This is a genomic window from Gordonia sp. PS3, from assembly GCF_041950545.1.
Classification (GTDB): Bacteria; Actinomycetota; Actinomycetes; order Mycobacteriales; family Mycobacteriaceae; genus Gordonia; species Gordonia sihwensis.
Map to the genome: position 1 here is coordinate 421649 of NZ_CP169524.1, position 17096 is coordinate 438744.

The 17096-nt window shown below is 68.0% G+C and carries 18 protein-coding genes; 8 read left to right on the plus strand and 10 right to left on the minus strand.

What is annotated here, in order from left to right:
• Positions 1-125: 125 nt before the first annotated feature.
• The 7 genes from ACE11G_RS01960 to ACE11G_RS01990 form a co-directional block, all read right to left on the minus strand.
• A complete protein-coding gene (locus ACE11G_RS01960) occupies positions 126-1064 on the minus strand; it encodes a hypothetical protein (RefSeq protein WP_375003489.1) in 939 nt (312 codons plus the stop codon).
• A 58-nt stretch (positions 1065-1122) separates the two neighbouring features.
• Positions 1123-1731, minus strand: a complete 609-nt coding sequence (locus ACE11G_RS01965) for a signal peptidase I (RefSeq protein WP_045539670.1) — start codon at positions 1729-1731, stop codon at positions 1123-1125.
• Positions 1732-1737: 6 nt separating this feature from the next.
• Complete coding sequence (locus ACE11G_RS01970; protein WP_045539672.1) at positions 1738-2388, minus strand: SipW-dependent-type signal peptide-containing protein; 651 nt, start codon at positions 2386-2388, stop codon at positions 1738-1740.
• A 29-nt stretch (positions 2389-2417) separates the two neighbouring features.
• Positions 2418-3269 carry a signal peptidase I gene (locus tag ACE11G_RS01975; RefSeq protein ID WP_346077604.1) on the minus strand — a complete coding sequence of 284 codons (852 nt, stop codon included), beginning with the start codon at positions 3267-3269 and terminating at the stop codon, positions 2418-2420.
• Positions 3266-3802 carry a hypothetical protein gene (locus ACE11G_RS01980; RefSeq protein ID WP_045539676.1) on the minus strand — a complete coding sequence of 179 codons (537 nt, stop codon included), beginning with the start codon at positions 3800-3802 and terminating at the stop codon, positions 3266-3268. Before ACE11G_RS01980 ends, ACE11G_RS01975 begins: the two co-directional genes overlap by 4 nt.
• Before the next feature lie 29 nt (positions 3803-3831).
• Complete coding sequence (locus tag ACE11G_RS01985) at positions 3832-4341, minus strand: alternate-type signal peptide domain-containing protein (RefSeq protein ID WP_006896061.1); 510 nt, start codon at positions 4339-4341, stop codon at positions 3832-3834.
• Between the two features lie 184 nt (positions 4342-4525).
• Entirely contained in the window at positions 4526-5176 is a 651-nt protein-coding gene (locus tag ACE11G_RS01990; protein WP_375003493.1) for a hypothetical protein, read from the minus strand.
• Positions 5177-5780: 604 nt separating this feature from the next.
• Here ACE11G_RS01990 and dnaK point away from each other — a divergent pair.
• The 5 genes from dnaK to ACE11G_RS02015 all read left to right on the plus strand — a co-directional run bounded on the left by dnaK (position 5781) and on the right by ACE11G_RS02015 (position 10475).
• Positions 5781-7625 carry a molecular chaperone DnaK gene (gene dnaK / locus ACE11G_RS01995; RefSeq protein WP_346077607.1) on the plus strand — a complete coding sequence of 615 codons (1845 nt, stop codon included), beginning with the start codon at positions 5781-5783 and terminating at the stop codon, positions 7623-7625.
• Positions 7622-8233: a nucleotide exchange factor GrpE gene (grpE, locus tag ACE11G_RS02000; protein WP_006896064.1), complete on the plus strand. Its 612-nt coding sequence runs from the start codon at positions 7622-7624 to the stop codon at positions 8231-8233. The genes dnaK and grpE overlap by 4 nt, the downstream gene beginning before the upstream one ends.
• Positions 8234-8345: 112 nt before the next feature.
• Complete coding sequence (gene dnaJ, locus ACE11G_RS02005; protein WP_006896065.1) at positions 8346-9524, plus strand: molecular chaperone DnaJ; 1179 nt, start codon at positions 8346-8348, stop codon at positions 9522-9524.
• Between the two features lie 6 nt (positions 9525-9530).
• Positions 9531-9947: a heat shock protein transcriptional repressor HspR gene (locus tag ACE11G_RS02010; RefSeq protein WP_375003496.1), complete on the plus strand. Its 417-nt coding sequence runs from the start codon at positions 9531-9533 to the stop codon at positions 9945-9947.
• Between the two features lie 126 nt (positions 9948-10073).
• Positions 10074-10475 (plus strand): DoxX family protein, encoded by a 402-nt coding sequence (locus ACE11G_RS02015; protein WP_375003498.1) that lies wholly within the window; start codon positions 10074-10076, stop codon positions 10473-10475.
• 21 nt (positions 10476-10496) lie between these two features.
• On the opposite strand, the gene ACE11G_RS02020 is transcribed toward ACE11G_RS02015, so the two are convergent.
• Positions 10497-11651 carry an FAD-binding oxidoreductase gene (locus ACE11G_RS02020; protein WP_045539868.1) on the minus strand — a complete coding sequence of 385 codons (1155 nt, stop codon included), beginning with the start codon at positions 11649-11651 and terminating at the stop codon, positions 10497-10499.
• Between the two features lie 143 nt (positions 11652-11794).
• Between ACE11G_RS02020 and ACE11G_RS02025 the strand changes: the two genes are divergently transcribed.
• The gene (locus ACE11G_RS02025) at positions 11795-12910 is read left to right on the plus strand and encodes an amidohydrolase (RefSeq protein ID WP_006896069.1); all 1116 of its coding nucleotides are present in this window, start codon (positions 11795-11797) and stop codon (positions 12908-12910) included.
• A 97-nt stretch (positions 12911-13007) separates the two neighbouring features.
• Positions 13008-13877, plus strand: coding sequence for an SDR family oxidoreductase (locus ACE11G_RS02030; protein ID WP_006896070.1), 870 nt, complete (start codon positions 13008-13010; stop codon positions 13875-13877).
• Here ACE11G_RS02030 and ACE11G_RS02035 read toward each other — a convergent pair.
• The gene (locus ACE11G_RS02035; RefSeq protein ID WP_045539864.1) at positions 13862-14437 is read right to left on the minus strand and encodes a TetR/AcrR family transcriptional regulator; all 576 of its coding nucleotides are present in this window, start codon (positions 14435-14437) and stop codon (positions 13862-13864) included. The two genes, ACE11G_RS02030 and ACE11G_RS02035, sit on opposite strands and share 16 nt — an antisense overlap.
• Before the next feature lie 90 nt (positions 14438-14527).
• Between ACE11G_RS02035 and ACE11G_RS02040 the strand changes: the two genes are divergently transcribed.
• Positions 14528-15367, plus strand: a complete 840-nt coding sequence (locus tag ACE11G_RS02040; RefSeq protein ID WP_375003501.1) for a sulfurtransferase — start codon at positions 14528-14530, stop codon at positions 15365-15367.
• Between the two features lie 5 nt (positions 15368-15372).
• Here the strand turns inward: ACE11G_RS02040 and ACE11G_RS02045 are convergent, their stop codons facing one another.
• On the minus strand, positions 15373-17010 hold the full coding sequence (locus ACE11G_RS02045; RefSeq protein WP_045539862.1) for a (2,3-dihydroxybenzoyl)adenylate synthase: 1638 nt from the start codon (positions 17008-17010) through the stop codon (positions 15373-15375).
• Positions 17011-17096 lie beyond the last annotated feature (86 nt).

Genomic DNA, 17096 nt, shown 5'->3' on the forward strand with positions numbered 1-17096 from the left:
CCACTCCGTTCCTGAGTCGACCATCGCAATAGAACGTGTTCTAGTCTAACCGTCGGTCCGTCGTCCGGAAATGGGGAAGGCGCGTCCGGGTCGGGGTGCACCGGACGCGCCTTCGCATGGGTGGGTCAGGAGACTGCGCAGGTCTCCGTGTCGACCTTCTTCACCGTGGTCCCGTTGGTGATCGAGACGGTATTGGTGGCGGAGTTGACGCTCGGGACGTCGTCCTCGGCCAGCGGTGCCCGGCACTTCTCGACGCCGTCGTGGAAGAGGATCAGCGTCGACTTACCGGCTGCCGCCTCGACACCGATGGTCACCTCGGCCGGTTTTGCCTCGGCAACTGGCTCGCTCGTGCTCGACGGGGATCCGGTCTCGTCATCCGCGGAGGGCTCGCTGGAAGCCGGAGTCGAGGGCTCCGTCTCAGCAGTCGTAGACGACGTGGGTGAGGCGTTCTCCGGCGTGGTGCTCGCGGACGGTGAATCCGTGGAACTCGCCGAAGGCGAGGCAGCCGCCGGGCTATTCAGTTTGCGGGACCGGCTGAACTCGCTGGCACCGTCAACGGCTGGCGCTGCGGGTGTAAAGCTCGATTGATCCTCCCAGGTCGCGTTCGCCTGGACTCCCGCACCTCCTTGGCATGAACCGTTTCGCTGTGCGTTGCTCCCCACGGTGATTTTGCGGTAGCCGGATGAGACCAGCCGGGAAGCGTCAGTCGTACCGCTCGCCACGTTCACAGTCTGAACTGTCAGAACGTAGTTCCCCCAGGCGAGGTCGTAGTTCACCGCGAGGACCCACGTGGTGCCGGTCTGATATGCGGGCGCACGCTCGATGCCGCTCATCCCGTCCTTCCACAGGGTGACGCGGTAGCTCATCCCCGGGCCTGCGCTTGGCCATGACACGTTGGCCTTGTGGAAGCCCAGACTGCCACTTTCCGAGCATGAAATAGATGACGGCAACGGCGTCGGAAAGAAGTTCTCTGTCGCGATCTGAGAGACCTTTGCGGCTGCCGCATCGGTACTCGCCGCCATGGTGTCGGTGGTCTGTACGACGCCGAGGGCGACTGCGGTCACGCCGCCGAGCGCAAGCAGCACACGCTTGGCCGGGATCTTGGATCGGACGGACTGGAGATTAGGCACGGTCGGCCTCCTGGTACTGCGGCTCGCGGTGATCGGCGGGCTCGTCGGATGAATGTGTCTGGGATGCGTCGCCGGTGTCGGGCGTCGAGCCGTCCGTTGATCGTCGGATCGGGCCGAACGCCAGCATCAGCAGTGCGCCGGCGAGAATGCCGCCGAGGAATATCGCGGTCTTGCTCGACAGCCACGCGGCGGCGTAGCCGAGGATCGGCACGTGAGCGACGATGCGGTCGGCTTCGGCGACGGTGTACGGCGAGGGATCGGGCGCACGATTGGCGTCGCCCTTCAGAGTCAGCGACACTTCGCCGCCGCCGATCGGGTTCACCGCGACCACGCGGTGAGAGATGCGCGTGCCCGCCTCGTTCTCGACGCTGACCACGTCACCAACGTGCACGTCGGTAGCGGGTACGGTCCGCGCAAGCGCGAGGGAACCGGTGGGGATCTGCGGCGACATCGATCCTGAACGGAACACCAGCGGGGTGATGTTGAACGCCATCGAGGCGATCGCGGCGACGATGCAGATCAATCCGATCACGGCACCGGCGTTGAGCGCGAGCTCACGCCGGGACCGTAGTCCGGACTGATCGTCGGGGTGCTGGCGCATCGTGGATCAGGCCTGAGTGGCTGCGAACTGGAAGTTGATCGAGAGCGCAGACATCCGGGCTCCGATCGGCGCAGTCGGGCTCACGCTCGCCTGAATGCACAGATCGTCCGCGGCCGAGACATTCACCTGCCGCGCCGCGGTGATCATGTCGACCGTGCCGATGGACAGCTTCTGCGGCGCCAGGATCTGCGTTCCGCCGCTGCACGTGGACCCGTCGCTCGTTCCGCCGCTACGGATCTCGATCGTCAGATTGTCGGCGAACGTGGCTGCGTTGGCACTGCCGTAGGTGGCGGTGCCGGCGTCGGCGACCAGTGCCTTCATCGTGTACTTGAAGTCGTCGGAACCGGTGTTCTGAACCGGCAGAACTCCGGCGGTGGTGGCCCCGCGCGCGAGGTTGATCTTGCTGAGCGCGGCGAATGCATAATTCGGACGCTGGCCGTTGAGCTTCATCTCGATGTTCACCGCGCTCGTCGAGAACATTCCGGTAGTCGCGGTCGCGGTGTCCGACCACGCGGCCATCGTGCCGACGGCGCCGAGACCGAAGACCATTCCGAGTGAGGCGATCGCTCGGGCGCGCGTCCAACCGGTGTCGCCGAGGCGCCCGCGCAGTCGCGACCCCGACCGCTCGCGGTCGTGAGTTTCGTTGGATGAGGACATCTGTTTCTGCCTAATCATTCGGGAGGGAGTCACTTGATGAAAGGAATCGGTTGGGTGATCTCGGCACTGGGGATCACCGGCGTCGCCGACGGCGGGTCGGGGACCGCCGAGTAGGCGAGCGGCGGACGTCCGGACTGATCGGCACCGCACGCATAGCAGCGGTTCTCAGATCCTGCGGAGTGCCGGCCGCCGACCTCGGCGTGCGCCGGAACCGCCTGCGTGGGAGCCGGCGGCATCGGCGGATCGGGCGGAGCGGCGCCGGGCTCGGGGTTCTCGGGAGGCTTCGGCTTCTTGCGGTCGCGGATGCTGCTGATCCACATCCACAACGCGTACGCACCGAGACCGCCGGCGATCACGAACACCGCGATGCTCCGCGACGAGCCGGAGATCAGGGAGTTGATCCGGCCGAGGTAGGGAACCGAGTACAGCAGTCTGCCGCGGACCTGCTCTTCGACGAGTTGGACCGGGTCCGTCGCATTGTTGGCATCGCCCTTGGTGATGAACCGGCGCTTACCGCTCGCGTCGTAGACGATGCTGATGATCCGATGCGTCGTGACCGACGGATTGCCCGACTCCGGCTGGAACGTGATGACGTCGCCGGCCTTCAATTGATCGCCCGGCGTCGGCTTCACCACGATCAGCGTTCCCGGCGGGTACGTCGGCTGCATCGACCCGGTGAGCACCGTGTACGCGGTGGAACCGGTCAGCCGCGGAACCACCACGAGCACAGCGAGCACGCCGACCGCGACGAGCAGCAGCGTCCACGAGGCGATCGTCTTCACCCACCAGATGGGTGGAGTCGCGTCGGAGTTCTCCGCGTCGCTTGCGGAGGGAAGCGCCTCCGTCTCGCTGGTGTGATGGGTTCCGCGACTGAACATCATGAGTTGCTGACCGACTGGGCGCCGAAGGTGAACGTCGCGTTGGCCGACTGCGACGTCGATGCGTTGGTCGCGATGGTGGTACGCAGGCACAGCACTTCGGTAGTACCCGCCGCGACGTTGCGGGCTGCGGTGGCAGCGGTGTTCATCGCACCCGAGTAGATCTCGTCACCGACATCGCCGGTGGGGGTGCATGCGGCCTCGCTGCCGACTACTGCGACACGCAGCTGCAGCGGGGTGGTGCCGTTGACGGCCACCGAGTTCAGCTTGTACTGCATCGTCACGTTGCCGGAATTGATGACCGGCAGCGGCTTTTGGACGCTGTCACCGGGGTTCGCGTCAGTCAGCGTCAGGCCGTCGAGCGTGAACTGCTTGACGCCGCCCTGGTTCACCGAGATGTCGAGCTTGCCTGCGGTGATCGTGCCACCGTTGCTCGTTGCTTCCGAACGCCAGAGGGCGCCGGTCTGCTGGAGGGAGATGAATCCCACCAGCAGAACCGCCGCCGCTGCGAGCGCCCATTTGATTTGGGGCTTCACGAAATCCTCTTAATCACGGGAGGAGTGGTTTAGTTCTGCTGCAGAGTGACCGTGGCGCCGGAGAGGTCAGCGGTCTTGTCCTGTCCGTCCTTGTTGCTTGTGTCTGCTCTGAATGTGATGTCGGTCGAGACCTTCTTGGTCGTGTTGTTGTCGGCAGGGGTCACAGTGATTCCGGGGCCACCACCTGCGGTCGTCGGATCGAGGTACTGTGCGAGATCGCCGGAGACACCGCCCACACTGGGAGTCAGGGTCGCCGTCAGGTTGGTTCCTACGGCCGTGATCTTGTAGCTGGCCGTGTACCGGACGGTGTCGCCCGGCACGAGACGGTCGGTGCCAGGGTTGAAGGTATCGCCATCCTTCGTGCCGCCGACCCACGTCCAGGTACCGGTGTCGACCGCGGTGAGGTTCAGCTGACCGGCGGTGACAGTGCCGCCGTTGGTGTTGACGTTGCTGTTCCAAGCCGCCATGGTGCCTGCGCCACCGGCGAGGATAGCTGCGCCGGCGGCTGCGGCGAGAGCGCCCTTCGTAACCTTGTTCATGTCTTCCCTTAATTGAATCGGGACACCCGAAGGTGTGGGAGAGGGTGACCCGCGCGGCGGGAGATGCCCGCGCGGGGGCGGTCACCGAAGTGACCGTCTACGGCCGGGATTCACCGGGGTGGATGGCCGAAGTCTGTGTGATCGGCCGGCGTACGACGGGTGCGCGAGCCGGCCGATCCGCCGTTCAGCGCCCGCCGGCGTGGATGGCCGGGGCGTTCAGGCTCACCTGAACGCTCTTGGCGGCATCACTGCTGCCGCCTCCGAGGCTGCCGAACATGCTGCCGAGCGAACCGGAACCGAGCGAGCCCGAGTCGAGAGATCCGGAACCGCCATCACCTCCGGGATCAGTCGGGTCCACGGGATCCACTGGAGCGTCGCCTGCGACCTCTTCGAGAGAGGTGCTCCAGTCAGGTTTGATCGTGAAGTTCTGTTCGGTCTCCCCTTGTGGAATGCCGACGAACAGTTCCACGTCGATCGGTGTGTTCTGGATGAGCCGACCAGTCTCGACGACGAGGATTCCGGGGCCGCCTGCCAGGCTGTGCTTGCTTCCCTTCACCGAGCCGGCGTTCGCGCGGACGGTGGCCGAACCTCCGCCCGGGAGTTCCCAGTTGCCGGCGAACACCTGGAATTTGGCGGGCGTGTCGCAGGAGTTCTTGATCTTGAACGAAGCCTGCTTCACCTCGTGGCCCGGGACCGGGCGGTCGGTGTTCCACGAGAGGACGTCCAAATTCCCCCACGTGGTTCCGCCGTCCTGCGAGTACTTGGTGCAACTCTGGTCGAGATTCTCGCCGACCGCAGCATGAGCGCTGCCGGCGCCGATGGCAGCGAGCGACACTGCCGCTGCTCCGGCGGCAGTGACGACGACTGCGCGTCGAGCGGTTGAGGTCAATCGTGCGATGGGTGCCATGCCGAGAATGATGGGACGCCGCAGCGCCCCACGGTGCCACTAACTCTGGGGACACAGTGCGAGGGAGCACTTCTGTGCCGGAAATGCGGCGTCGCGGGCGAATGTGTAACGAGGGATGTTTCCGCAGGTCGACGGGATCGAGGGGCCTCTGCTCAGGTCGTTCTCAGGTATCCGGTGACGCGCGTCACCATCTGTTCGTATGAATGGAACAGGTCATGGTTTTGACGCTCGATACGTGCCCGGCTGGTCTGCCGATGGCGCAGATGCTGACTTCACGTCCGACCGTCTCCCTGCGGTGACGGACATCACCCAGGATTGAGTCAACTTCGCTCAACTCTCCGGAATGAATCGTCCCTGCGTACAGTTGAACCCATCGAGAAACTTGAGTGAAAGCGGCTCAACAAGGTTGACGGGGTGAACATCCTCGATTAAACCTGAGTCGAAGGCGCTGAGGTTTCACAGACCAACAAGGCCCTCCCGGCCCAAAGAACTACCCGGCCCCACCAGCAAGCCGGAACTAGGAGGAACACACATGTCACGTGCTGTCGGAATCGACCTCGGCACCACCAACTCCGTGGTGTCGGTTCTCGAAGGCGGCGAGCCCGCCGTCATCGCCAACGCTGAGGGGTCGCGGACCACTCCGTCGATCGTCGCGTTCGCGCGCAACGGCGAAGTCCTCGTCGGACAGCCGGCCAAGAACCAGGCCGTCACCAACGTCGACCGCACCATCCGCTCGGTGAAGCGCCACATGGGCGACACCGATTGGACCGTCGAGATCGACGGCAAGAAGTACACCCCGCAGGAGATCAGCGCCCGCACGCTGATGAAGCTGAAGCGCGACGCCGAGGCCTACCTGGGTGAGGACGTCACCGACGCGGTCATCACCGTGCCGGCGTACTTCAACGACTCGCAGCGTCAGGCCACCAAGGAGGCCGGCCAGATCGCGGGCCTCAACGTTCTGCGCATCGTCAACGAGCCCACCGCGGCCGCTCTGGCCTACGGTCTCGACAAGGGCGAGAAGGAACAGACCATCCTGGTCTTCGACCTCGGTGGCGGCACCTTCGACGTCTCGCTGCTCGAGATCGGCGACGGAGTCGTCGAGGTCCGTGCCACGTCGGGCGACAACAACCTCGGTGGTGACGACTGGGACGAGCGCATCGTCGAATGGCTCGTCGACAAGTTCAAGGCCAGCTCGGGCATCGACCTGACCAAGGACAAGATGGCCATGCAGCGTCTGCGCGAGGCCGCTGAGAAGGCGAAGATCGAACTCTCGTCCTCGCAGAGCACCTCGATCAACCTGCCGTACATCACCGTCGACGCCGACAAGAACCCGCTCTTCCTCGACGAGCAGCTCTCGCGCGCTGAGTTCCAGCGCATCACGAGCGACCTGCTCGAGCGCACCCGGACTCCGTTCCAGGCCGTCATCAAGGACGCGGGCATCGCGGTCAGCGACATCGACCACGTGGTGCTCGTCGGCGGTTCCACCCGCATGCCTGCCGTGACCGACCTGGTCAAGGAGCTCACCGGTGGTCAGGAGCCCAACAAGGGCGTCAACCCGGACGAGGTCGTCGCCGTCGGCGCCGCCCTGCAGGCCGGCGTCCTGCGCGGCGAGGTCAAGGACGTGCTGCTGCTCGACGTGACCCCGCTGTCCCTCGGCATCGAGACCAAGGGCGGCGTGATGCACAAGCTGATCGAGCGCAACACCACCATTCCGACCAAGCGGTCGGAGACCTACACCACCGCTGAGGACAACCAGCCGTCGGTGCAGATCCAGGTGTACCAGGGTGAGCGCGAGATCGCCTCGCACAACAAGCTGCTCGGATCGTTTGAGCTCGGCGGCATCGCGCCTGCACCGCAGGGCGTTCCGCAGATCGAGGTCACCTTCGACATCGACGCGAACGGCATCGTTCACGTCACCGCGAAGGACAAGGGCACCGGCAAGGAGAACAGCATCCGCATCCAGGACGGCTCGGGTCTGTCGAAGGACGAGATCGACCGGATGATCAAGGACGCCGAGGCTCACGCCGAAGAGGACCGCGTCCGCCGCGAGGAGGCCGAGACCCGCAACCAGGCGGAGTCGCTGGTCAACCAGACCGAGAAGTTCCTGAAGGAGAACGAGGACAAGGTCCCCGCCGACGTCAAGGACAAGGTCAACGCGGCCATCACCGGAGCCAACGAGGCGCTGAAGGGCACCGACACCGGCGCCATCCGCAGCGCGATCGAGAAGCTGTCGGAGGAGTCGCAGGCCATGGGCCAGGCGATCTACGCGGCGGCTCAGGCCGAGGGCGAGGCCGGTGCGACCACCGGTGACGCCGGAGCCGACGACGTCGTCGACGCCGAGGTCGTGGACGATCCCGCCGAAGGTGAGAACAAGTGACAGCCGGTAACAACGCCGGGGAGAACACCGCCGAAGAGCCGGTGACGGTGACCGACAACCGCCGCGTCGACCCGGAGACGGGTGAGGTGCGCGACGGCGCGGGAACCCAGCAGGCTGAAGCCGCCGCGGACGACGCGGCGGCCCAGCCGGCCGGCGACCAGGCCACCCCGGCCGATGCGCAGGTGGCGGAGCTGACCGAGGCCCTGCAGCGGGAGCGCGCGCAGTTCGCGAACTTCCGGCGCCGCAGTGCCGAGGAGCAGCTGCAGGCCGTCGACCGCGGTAAGCAGATCCTCGTGGAGAAGCTGCTGCCCATCCTCGACGACCTCGACCGCGCCCGGGACCACGGAGACCTCGACGAGGGCCCGCTGCGGGCGTTCGCCGACAAGCTGGTCGACGTTCTCTCGGGTGAGAAGCTGGCGAAGTTCGCGGAGCCGGGCGAGGAATTCGACCCGGAACTCCACGAAGCCATTCAGAATGATGGCAGCGGGGACACCCCTGTCATCGGCAACGTCTTCCGGACGGGCTACCGCCTGGGAGACAAGGTGATCCGTCACGCCATGGTGACGGTCACCGACCCGGCGCCGAGCGACGCTGCGCCGGAGCAGTGATGCGAGCGCGGGGTCGCCGTTGCACGGCGGCCCCGCGGCCCCACTGCCACCGTGTGTCCGGACAGGAGCGACACATGACAACCACAGACTTTTTTCAAGGAGGTGACGCCTGATGGCTCCCCAGCGTGAATGGCTGGAACGCGATTTCTACGCAGACCTCGGCGTTTCTTCCGACGCCAGTGCCGACCAGATCAAGAAGGCTTACCGGAAGCTCGCCCGTGAGTTGCACCCGGACGCCAACCCGGGCGACACGGCGGCCGAAGAACGCTTCAAGAGAGTGTCGGAGGCGCACAGCGTGCTCTCCGACGAGACCAAGCGCCGCGAATACGACGAGGCCCGGACCCTGATGGCCAGCGGCCGGTTCCGCGGCGGCAACGGTTTCGGCGGCGGAACGCCGGGCGGTGCCGGCGGATTCGACTTCGGCGACCTGTTCGGCGCGGCCGGCGGTGCGGGCGGGGGCGGTGGCCTCGGCGACATGCTCGGCGACCTGCTGGGCGGACGCGGCGGCGGCTTCGGCGGGTCGGCCGGCGGACCCCGCCAGCGGCGCGGCAACGATCTCGAGACCGAGACCACCCTCGCATTCCGGGACGCGGTGCAGGGAACCACCGTGACGCTGCGCGTCACCAGCCCGTCGCCGTGCACCAAGTGCCACGGCAGCGGCGCACGGCCGGGCAGCAGCCCGCGCACGTGCCCCACCTGCAACGGCACCGCCTTCGTCACCCGCAACCAGGGGCACTTCGGATTCTCCGAACCCTGCCCCGACTGCCAGGGCACCGGCACCAAGATCGACGATCCGTGTCCGGACTGCCAGGGCACCGGCATCACCGTGCGCCCGCGGACCATCAACGTCCGCGTCCCGCAGGGCGTCGAGGACGGTCAGCGGATCCGGCTCGCCGGGCAGGGCGAGGCCGGGATGCGCGGCGCGCCGTCCGGCGACCTGTACGTGACCGTGCACGTGATGGCCGACAAGGTGTTCACCCGCAGCGGCAACGACCTCAAGGTCTCACTGCCGGTGTCCATCTCGGAGCTGATTCTCGGAGCGACCATCTCGGTTCCGACGCTCGACGGTTCCGTCGGCGTCAAGATCCCGGCGGGCACCTCCGACGGACGGACCCTGCGGCTGAAGGGCCGCGGTGTGCCGAAACGATCCGGCGGATCCGGTGATCTGCTGGTGACGGTGAAGGTCGCGGTGCCGACCAAGCTCGACGACGCGGCGACCGAAGCGATGAAGAAGTATGCGGAGGCCGAACGGGCCAGTGGATTCGACCCCCGCGCAGGATGGGGGCGGTGATGACCCATGGCAGTCGACGATCGAGGAGACCAGTCGCGCAATGACGACGTCGGCGACGCCGCCACGTTCATGATCTCGGTGGCGGCGGAGCTGGCCGGCATGCACGCCCAGACCCTCCGGACCTACGATCGGCTGGGTCTGGTGACCCCGCAGCGCACGCGCGGCGGCGGGCGTCGCTACTCCAACCGCGACGTCGAGATGCTTCGCGAGATCCAGCGGTTGTCGCAGGACGAGGGCGTGAACCTCGCGGGGATCAAACGGATCATCGAACTCAGCGACGAGGTGGAGGCCCTGCGCCGACGGGTCAGTGACCTGACTCGGCAGATGGAGTCGGCGTCGCGGGCACGTCACGGAGAACTGGTTCCGGTGCCCCGCACCAACGCCCTCGTGGTGTGGCGGCCGCGGGGAAAACGGAGCCGCTGACGCGGCAGCACCACGACGCGATAGAGCCACAAGGCCGCCGACTGCCGTCGGCGGCCTTGCCCGTTTCGGTTCCACTATCCTCGGCGGCGTGTGCCCCGAGCACCCACCGTCTATCGAGAGGTCCCCATGAAGCTGATCCACGCCGCAGGCCGTGCCCTCACCGGCATCCCGTACATGATCCTGGGCTACGACGCCGCCACGGCGCCGGGTGCCCGCGTCGAAGCGGCGTCGCCGCTGCTCGACAAGATCCGGACCGTGATCCCGCTGCCGACCGACAACGAGACGATCGTCCGGGCCAACGGTGCCGCCCAGGTGCTGGGCGGCGCGATGATCGCCACCGGCCTCGGTGCACGGCCCGGTGCGGTCCTGCTGGCGGCGTCGCTGGTTCCGACCACCTTCGCCGGGCACGCCTTCTGGGAGATCGACGATCCGATGCAGCACAAGATGCAGCAGATCCAGTTCCTGAAGAACGTGTCGATGCTCGGCGGTGCGTTGGCCGTGCTGGTCGCGTCCCGGCATCAGTCGTAGGCAGTGCCCGGTCCCGGGCGGTCAGTTCAGCGGGTCGTGCTGGATCGCGTCGGGATCCACGCCGGCGGCCCGTAGTCGCAGCGCGGTGTGGAAGACCATCGGGGCCGGGCCGGACAGCAGCACCTGGCGGCCCCGCCAGTCGGCGTACGTCGCGGCCACCTCGCCGACGCGGCCGTAGCGCACTTCGAGCCCCCAGCCGCGCGGATCGGTGCCGCCGGTGAGCCACCACGGGTCCTCGGTGTTCTCCGTGACGGCGGTGACGCGCAGCCACGGATTCGCACCGGCCAGCTGTGCGAGCACGCCGAGCTCGTACAGTTCGCCGGGATTCTGTGTTCCGTAGAAGAGGTGGACCGGAGCCGGCTCGCCGAAGCGGGCGTGGTCGATCAGCAGCGCGCGCAGGGGAGCGAGCCCGGTACCGCCGGCGATCAGCAGCGCCGGTCGCGCCGGATCGATGTGCATGGTGCCGTGGCGCTGTGCGAAGGTCCACACGTCTCCGACTGCGGTGTCTCGCACGATGGAGCCGCTGACCCGGCCGCCCGGCACGGCTCGGACGTGGAACTCCAACTCGCCCTGCGGGTTCGAGGGAATGGCCGGGGAGAAGTTGCGCCAGGTCCGGGGCCACTGCGGGATCTGCGTCTCGAGGTACTGGCCGGCGGCGTACGGCGGGTGCGGTCCATCGGCGATCAGCCGGATCACGGCCCGTTCGCGCGTGATCCGGAACTTCTGCACCACGCGGGCGTGCCAGCGCGGGGGACCCTCGGCGCTTTCCGCGGCGCCGCGCATCACACCGGTGGTCAGGAGCATCGCCTGCCCGACGGTCTCCTCCACCTCCGGTGTCCAGCGGTTGCCGAAGGCGAACTGGAACTCCGACATCAGGGCGTCGTAGATCAGCCAGTAGTGCTCGCTGACGACGCCGAACTTGCGGTGGTCGCGGCCCAACTGCGCGAGGAACTCGACCAGCTCGCCGTGGCCGTCCGGTGCCCCGATCGCGTCGAGCACGTGGTCGATCACATCCACGAATGAGGCTCGGAGAGTGCCCATCTCGGCCGGAAACAACTCTCGGAGGCTGGGCCGCATCGCGAACAGCCGGGCGAAGACGCTGCTCGCGAAACGGTCGGGATCGCTCGCCAGGAGTGCCCGGGTCTGCGCCAGGATCGGCTGCTCGGGCTGAGTCACGCTTCCTGCTCGCTTTCCGCGTCGTCGCTGGTGTTCACGGGCCGCCCGGTGCCGGGCGTGGTCCACTGTAGTCGGCGTGACCGACTGGCCCCGATATTGTTCGGCGTGCCGCTTGTGGGTTGTGGCACGCTAGCGGTGTGACGATGCTCGGTGGACTGCTCCCTGGAATCGTCGACGCGCACGTCCACTACTTCAACCCCACCCGGTCGTCATGGGCGCTCGCCCGCTTCGCGCGGCTGTCGGCGCCCCGGCTGCGACGGTTCGTGCCCACGCCGGCCCTCTCGCTCGCCGCCCGCGTGGGCACCAGCGCCGACCGCCTGTACGGTCTCGATTCGAGCATCCTGACCTCAGCCTACGAACCGGCGCAGTATTCCAGCGACGCCGTCGCACTGCTCTCCATCGCGGGCGTCGGTGTGGAAAGCGTGGTTCAAGTGGAGTCGCACTGGCGGCCGGCGAGGGACCCCGAGTCGCTGATGAACTCGTCGTTCGACGAGCTGAAGTACCTCACGGCGCTTCCGCACGGTCAGAAGGGTCCGGCGCTCGGTGCCACGGTCACGGCAGCCGACCCGCGACATCCCCTGTTCGGCGCCGCTCTCGACCGTCAGCTCGCGTACTCCGACCGCGTTCGCGCCGTCCGGTTCAAGTGGGCGCGGCACGCCGATCCCGAACTGCCGGACTGGTGCGACGAACCGGATGTGGTCGCTTCGACCAGCTTCCTCAAGGGCTTCGAGGAGCTCGCCGAACGTGATCTGGCGTTCGTCTCGGTGGCCTACTCCCATCAGCTCGGGCAGCTGGACATGCTCGCCCGGCGGTTCCCCGACACCACGATCATCGTCGAGCACATGGGGATGCCCGCGGGTGCGTTCGGACCGGTCGGCGCGCAGACCGGCATGACGGCTGCCGCGCGTGCCGAGATCCTGAGTCTGTGGCGCGAACGCACCGCCATGATCGCGAATCGGCCGAACGTGGTGGTCAAGGTCTCGGGACTGGGCCTCGCGCTCCTCGGCTACGGCCGGGAGACGTCGGGCACCATCGCCAGCCGAGCGGTACTGGCCGACATGGCCGGGCCGCTGGTACTGCATCTGGTCGACCGGTTCGGTCCCGACCGCGTGATCTTCGGCTCCGACTCCCCGGTCGACCGCCCCAACTCGCCGATCGGCATGACGGTCGGCGCACTGCTCGACGTCCTCGGCGACCGCGGCGACCACCTGTTGACGCAGCTCTTCGCGGGGAACGCCAAGCGCATCTATCGATTCTGAGACGTCAGCCGGCGCGTCGACGAGGTGCCGAAGGGTGTGCCGCCGGATAGAACGTGTTCTAGAGTCGGGAGCGAGATCGCACCTGAGAGAGGTATTCGTGGGCAAGTACGTGGTGACCGGCGCGGCGTCGGGAATGGGACACGAAGTGGCGCGACGCCTGCGGGCGGACGGGCACGAGGTGATCGGCGTCGACCTCGCGGACGCCGACGTGGAGGCGGACCTCTCGACGAGCGCAGGCCGGGCACATGCGGTTCGCGCGATCATGACCCGGGCCGGCGGCAGGCTCGACGGCGCCGTGTTCGCCGCCGGGGTGGGCGCGCTGCGCGGCAAGGAACGGCTGACCGTCGAGGTCAACGTGCTCGGCGTCACCGAACTCCTGATGGGTCTGCAACCCGAACTGGCCGCGGCCGACAAAGCCAAGGTGGTGGTGTTCGGGTCCAATTCGACGACGTCGACGCCGTTTGTGCCGCGCCGGGCCGTCAGACTGCTGGAGGCGGGCGAGACCGAGAGAGCCGTGCGCATCGTGCGCCGGATGGGGCCGCTGTCGGGACCCGCGGCGTACGCGGCGTCGAAGATCGCGGTGAGCCGCTGGTGCCGGCGGCACGCGGTGTCCGATCAGTGGGCCGCCGCCGGTATCCGCATCAACGTCATCGCTCCGGGGCCGGTGCTCACGCCTCTGCTGCGCAAACAGCTCGCCAGTTCGACGGCCGCTCAGGTGCGCTCGTACCCGGTGCCGGTGCGTGAGTACGGCACGCCCGAGCAGATCGCTGACTGGGTGATGATCATGCTCTCGCCCGCGGCCGACTTCATGACCGGTTCGGTGGTCACCGTCGACGGCGGCACCGAGGCGCTGCTGCGGACCGACGACTGGCCCGCCCGTCTGCCGCTGCGGCGCGTCCCGCGGATGCTGTCGGCGTTGCGCAACGCACCGAGGAAGGGGCGGGTCGCGGACTACTCCGACGTCTGATCGGCCTTGCGCGGAAGACTGAGAGTGCGGTCGACGATGCGGCGCATCGCCCATTCGAACTCTTCGGGCCCGGCATCCGAGCACTGGTAGCCCACCAGGACCATCAGCGAATGCGCGGCGATCTGCTCGGGCTCGTCGGGGTCGGCGATCAGGTCGCCGACGAACTCGGCGACGGCCTCGCGCCGGGTCCGGTCCACCTCTCGTACCGCGGCGGCGACGTCGGGGTCTTTCGACGACCAGACGCGCAGCGCCCGCTCGGTGTGGTGCGGCAGATTCCGCGACGCCTCGACCACTGCGAGTATCCGGTCCACCGGGCTGCCGATGGTGCGCAGCTGTGCCACCACGTTGGCCGTCGCTTCGGTCTTCCAGTGCTCGATGAGCGCGGTCTCGAAGTCCCTCCAGCTCTTGAACGAGTGGTAGAAGCCACCGGTGGTGAGACCGGTCTCCGCGCACACCGTCGACTGTTTGAAGCCGCCGTAGCCGTCGCGGGCGAGGACGCGCAGGCCGGCGTCGAGGAACCGGGAACGGAGCGGGTCGAGCGCGGACGGTGATTCGGACATGGCCCGATTGTCGCACGTCGCCGGTGCCCTACAGTCGTGGTGACCTCGGCCGTACGACGGCCGCACCCGCAGGCGAAGGGAACCGCAGCGATGACTTCCGACCACCGAGGCCAGGTATTCACCACAGTCGAGGACCTGGTGGAGGCGATGCTGTCGTCACGGCCGCCGGTGGTGCTCGACGTGCGCTGGCAACTCGGCGACGACGCCGGCCACGACCACTACCGGGCCGGGCACGTGCCGGGCGCGGTGTACGTCGACCTCGACACCGAACTGGCGGCACCGCCCTCGCCTGCCGCGGGCCGACACCCGCTGCCCGACCTCGCCGACCTGCAGGCCGCGGCCCGTCGGTGGGGCATCGACGTCGGGTCCCGGGTGGTGGTGTACGACGACTGGGAGGGCAAGGCGGCGGCGCGCGCCTGGTGGCTGCTGCGCTGGGCCGGGCTGGCCGACGTCACCGTTCTGGACGGCGGTCTGGCGGCATGGAAGTCCGCGGGCATGCGCGTCTCCACCGGAGATGCGACCCCCCGCGTCGGCAATGTGGTGCTGTCGGGCGGGCATCTGCCGGTCGTGACGATCGACGAGGTCGCGGCGCGCGACGGTTCGGCCGTCCTGCTCGACGCCCGTGCGCCCGAGCGTTACCGCGGCGACGTCGAGCCGGTGGACCCGAGGCCCGGGCGCATCCCCGGTGCGGTGAACGCCCCGGCGGGCGCCAACGTGACCGCCGACGGCAGATTCAAGCCGTACGGCGAACTCGCCGACCACTTCCGGGCACTCGGCGCCGACCGGGACGCCGTCGTCTACTGCGGCTCGGGCGTCACCGCCGCGCACACGATCGCCGCCCTCGCATCGATCGGGGTGTCCGCGGCGCTGTATCCGGGGTCGTACTCGCAGTGGTCGGCCGATCCGGACCGCCCGGTGGAACGCGGCTGAGCGCGCTATCGCGCCTGGCTCGCACCCGCCAGGCGCGAACGCAGTGCACTCTTGTCGATCTTGCCCACCGAGGTCACCGGTAGGGCGTCGACGGTGTGCAGACGGTCGGGCAGCTTGAACGACGCGAGGCCGCGCTCGGAGAGGAAGGCGCGGACGTCGGGCAGCGAGGGTGCGGTGCCGTCGCGCCCGGGCACCACCACCGCGCAGATGAGTTCGCCCAGCGCGTCGTCGGGCAGGCCGACGACGGCGGTGTGCGCGATCCGCGGATGCGCCAGCAGGTGCTCTTCCACATCGTCGGCGGCCACGTTCTCGCCGGCTCGGACGATGGTGTCCTTGATGCGACCGGTGACGGCGAGGTGCCCGGACGGAAGCCGGCGCACCAGATCTCCCGATGAGTAGAAGCCGTCGTCGGTGAACGACCGCAGGTTGTGTTCGGGCGCCCGGTAGTAGCCACGGATCGTGTACGGTCCGCGGACCTGCAGTTCGCCCTCCTCGCCGTCGGGCACCGGCCGGCCGGCGTCGTCGACTATCCGGACCTCGTCGAGCGGACTCATCGGCAGCCCCTGGCTCACGTGCACCAGATCGCGTGGATCGTCGGCCCTCGTGTAGCAGATCAGACCCTCGGCCATGCCGAATACCTGCTGCACCACCGGGCCCATCGCGGCGTCGATCGCGGCCGCATCGGGTGCGGCGAGTTTGGAGCCGCCCACCTGCAGCAGTCGCAGCGAGGAGATGTCGGCGGGCTCCCATTCGGTTGCCGCGCACCACAACTGGGCCAAAGCGGGGACCAGCGCGGTGACCGTGACCCGGTATCGCTCCACCACGCCGAATGCCGAGTCGGGGCTGGGATCCTGGGTGAAGACGGTGCGGCCGCCCGCTGCGATCATCCCGAGCAGTCCGGGGCAGCAGAGGGGGAAGTTGTGCGCTGCCGGGAGCGCCGCGAGATACACGTCGTCGGCCGTCAGCTCGGCGACGGTGGCCGAGGTGGCCGCGTTGAAGGCGTAGTCGTTGTGCGTGCGCGCGATCAGCTTCGGCAGTCCGGTGGTGCCGCCGGAGACCAGGAAGAGCGCGGGCAGATCGGGATCGACGGTGACCGGCGGTCGGGCGTCGGCATCGGGCAGCGGGGAGAACACGCCGGGATCGCCGTTGACGAAGACGTGCTCGACGGACGGGACGCGGTCGCGCAGATCGGCGGCGAGCCCGCGGTAGTCGTAGCCGCCGCGAACGTCGTCGCACAGATACGCGCGCGCCCCGGAGCCTGCGGCGAGATGAGCGATCTCGGTGATCCGGTGGGCCGGCAGCGCCATGACGGGCACGATGCCCGCGCGCAGGAGGCCGAACGCAGTGGCGGCGAACTCGACGGAATTGTGCAGCTGCAGGACGACGCGCTCTCCGGGCTTCAGACCCGCGCCGATGAATCCGGCCGCACGGCGGTCGGCGGTGGCGAGCAGTTCGCGGTAGGTCAGGGTGAATCCGGTGGCCGCGTCGGTGACCGCGGGGCGGTCGGGATCGGTGGCGGCGCGGTCGGCGAGCGGTGCCCACAGGGGGAGATCGTCGAAGACGCCCTCGGCGCGGTAGAGGTCGGCGCGATCGGGCCGATGGGGTGCGAACCCGGTTTCGAGAGTGTCCGCTGAAGATGGCATGCTCGGTCCTAGCTCTAGTTGACGAGGGCAGCCTAACCTACGAGTCGCGGGTGATGTAGATTAGCCTCACCTAATTTTCTTGCGGA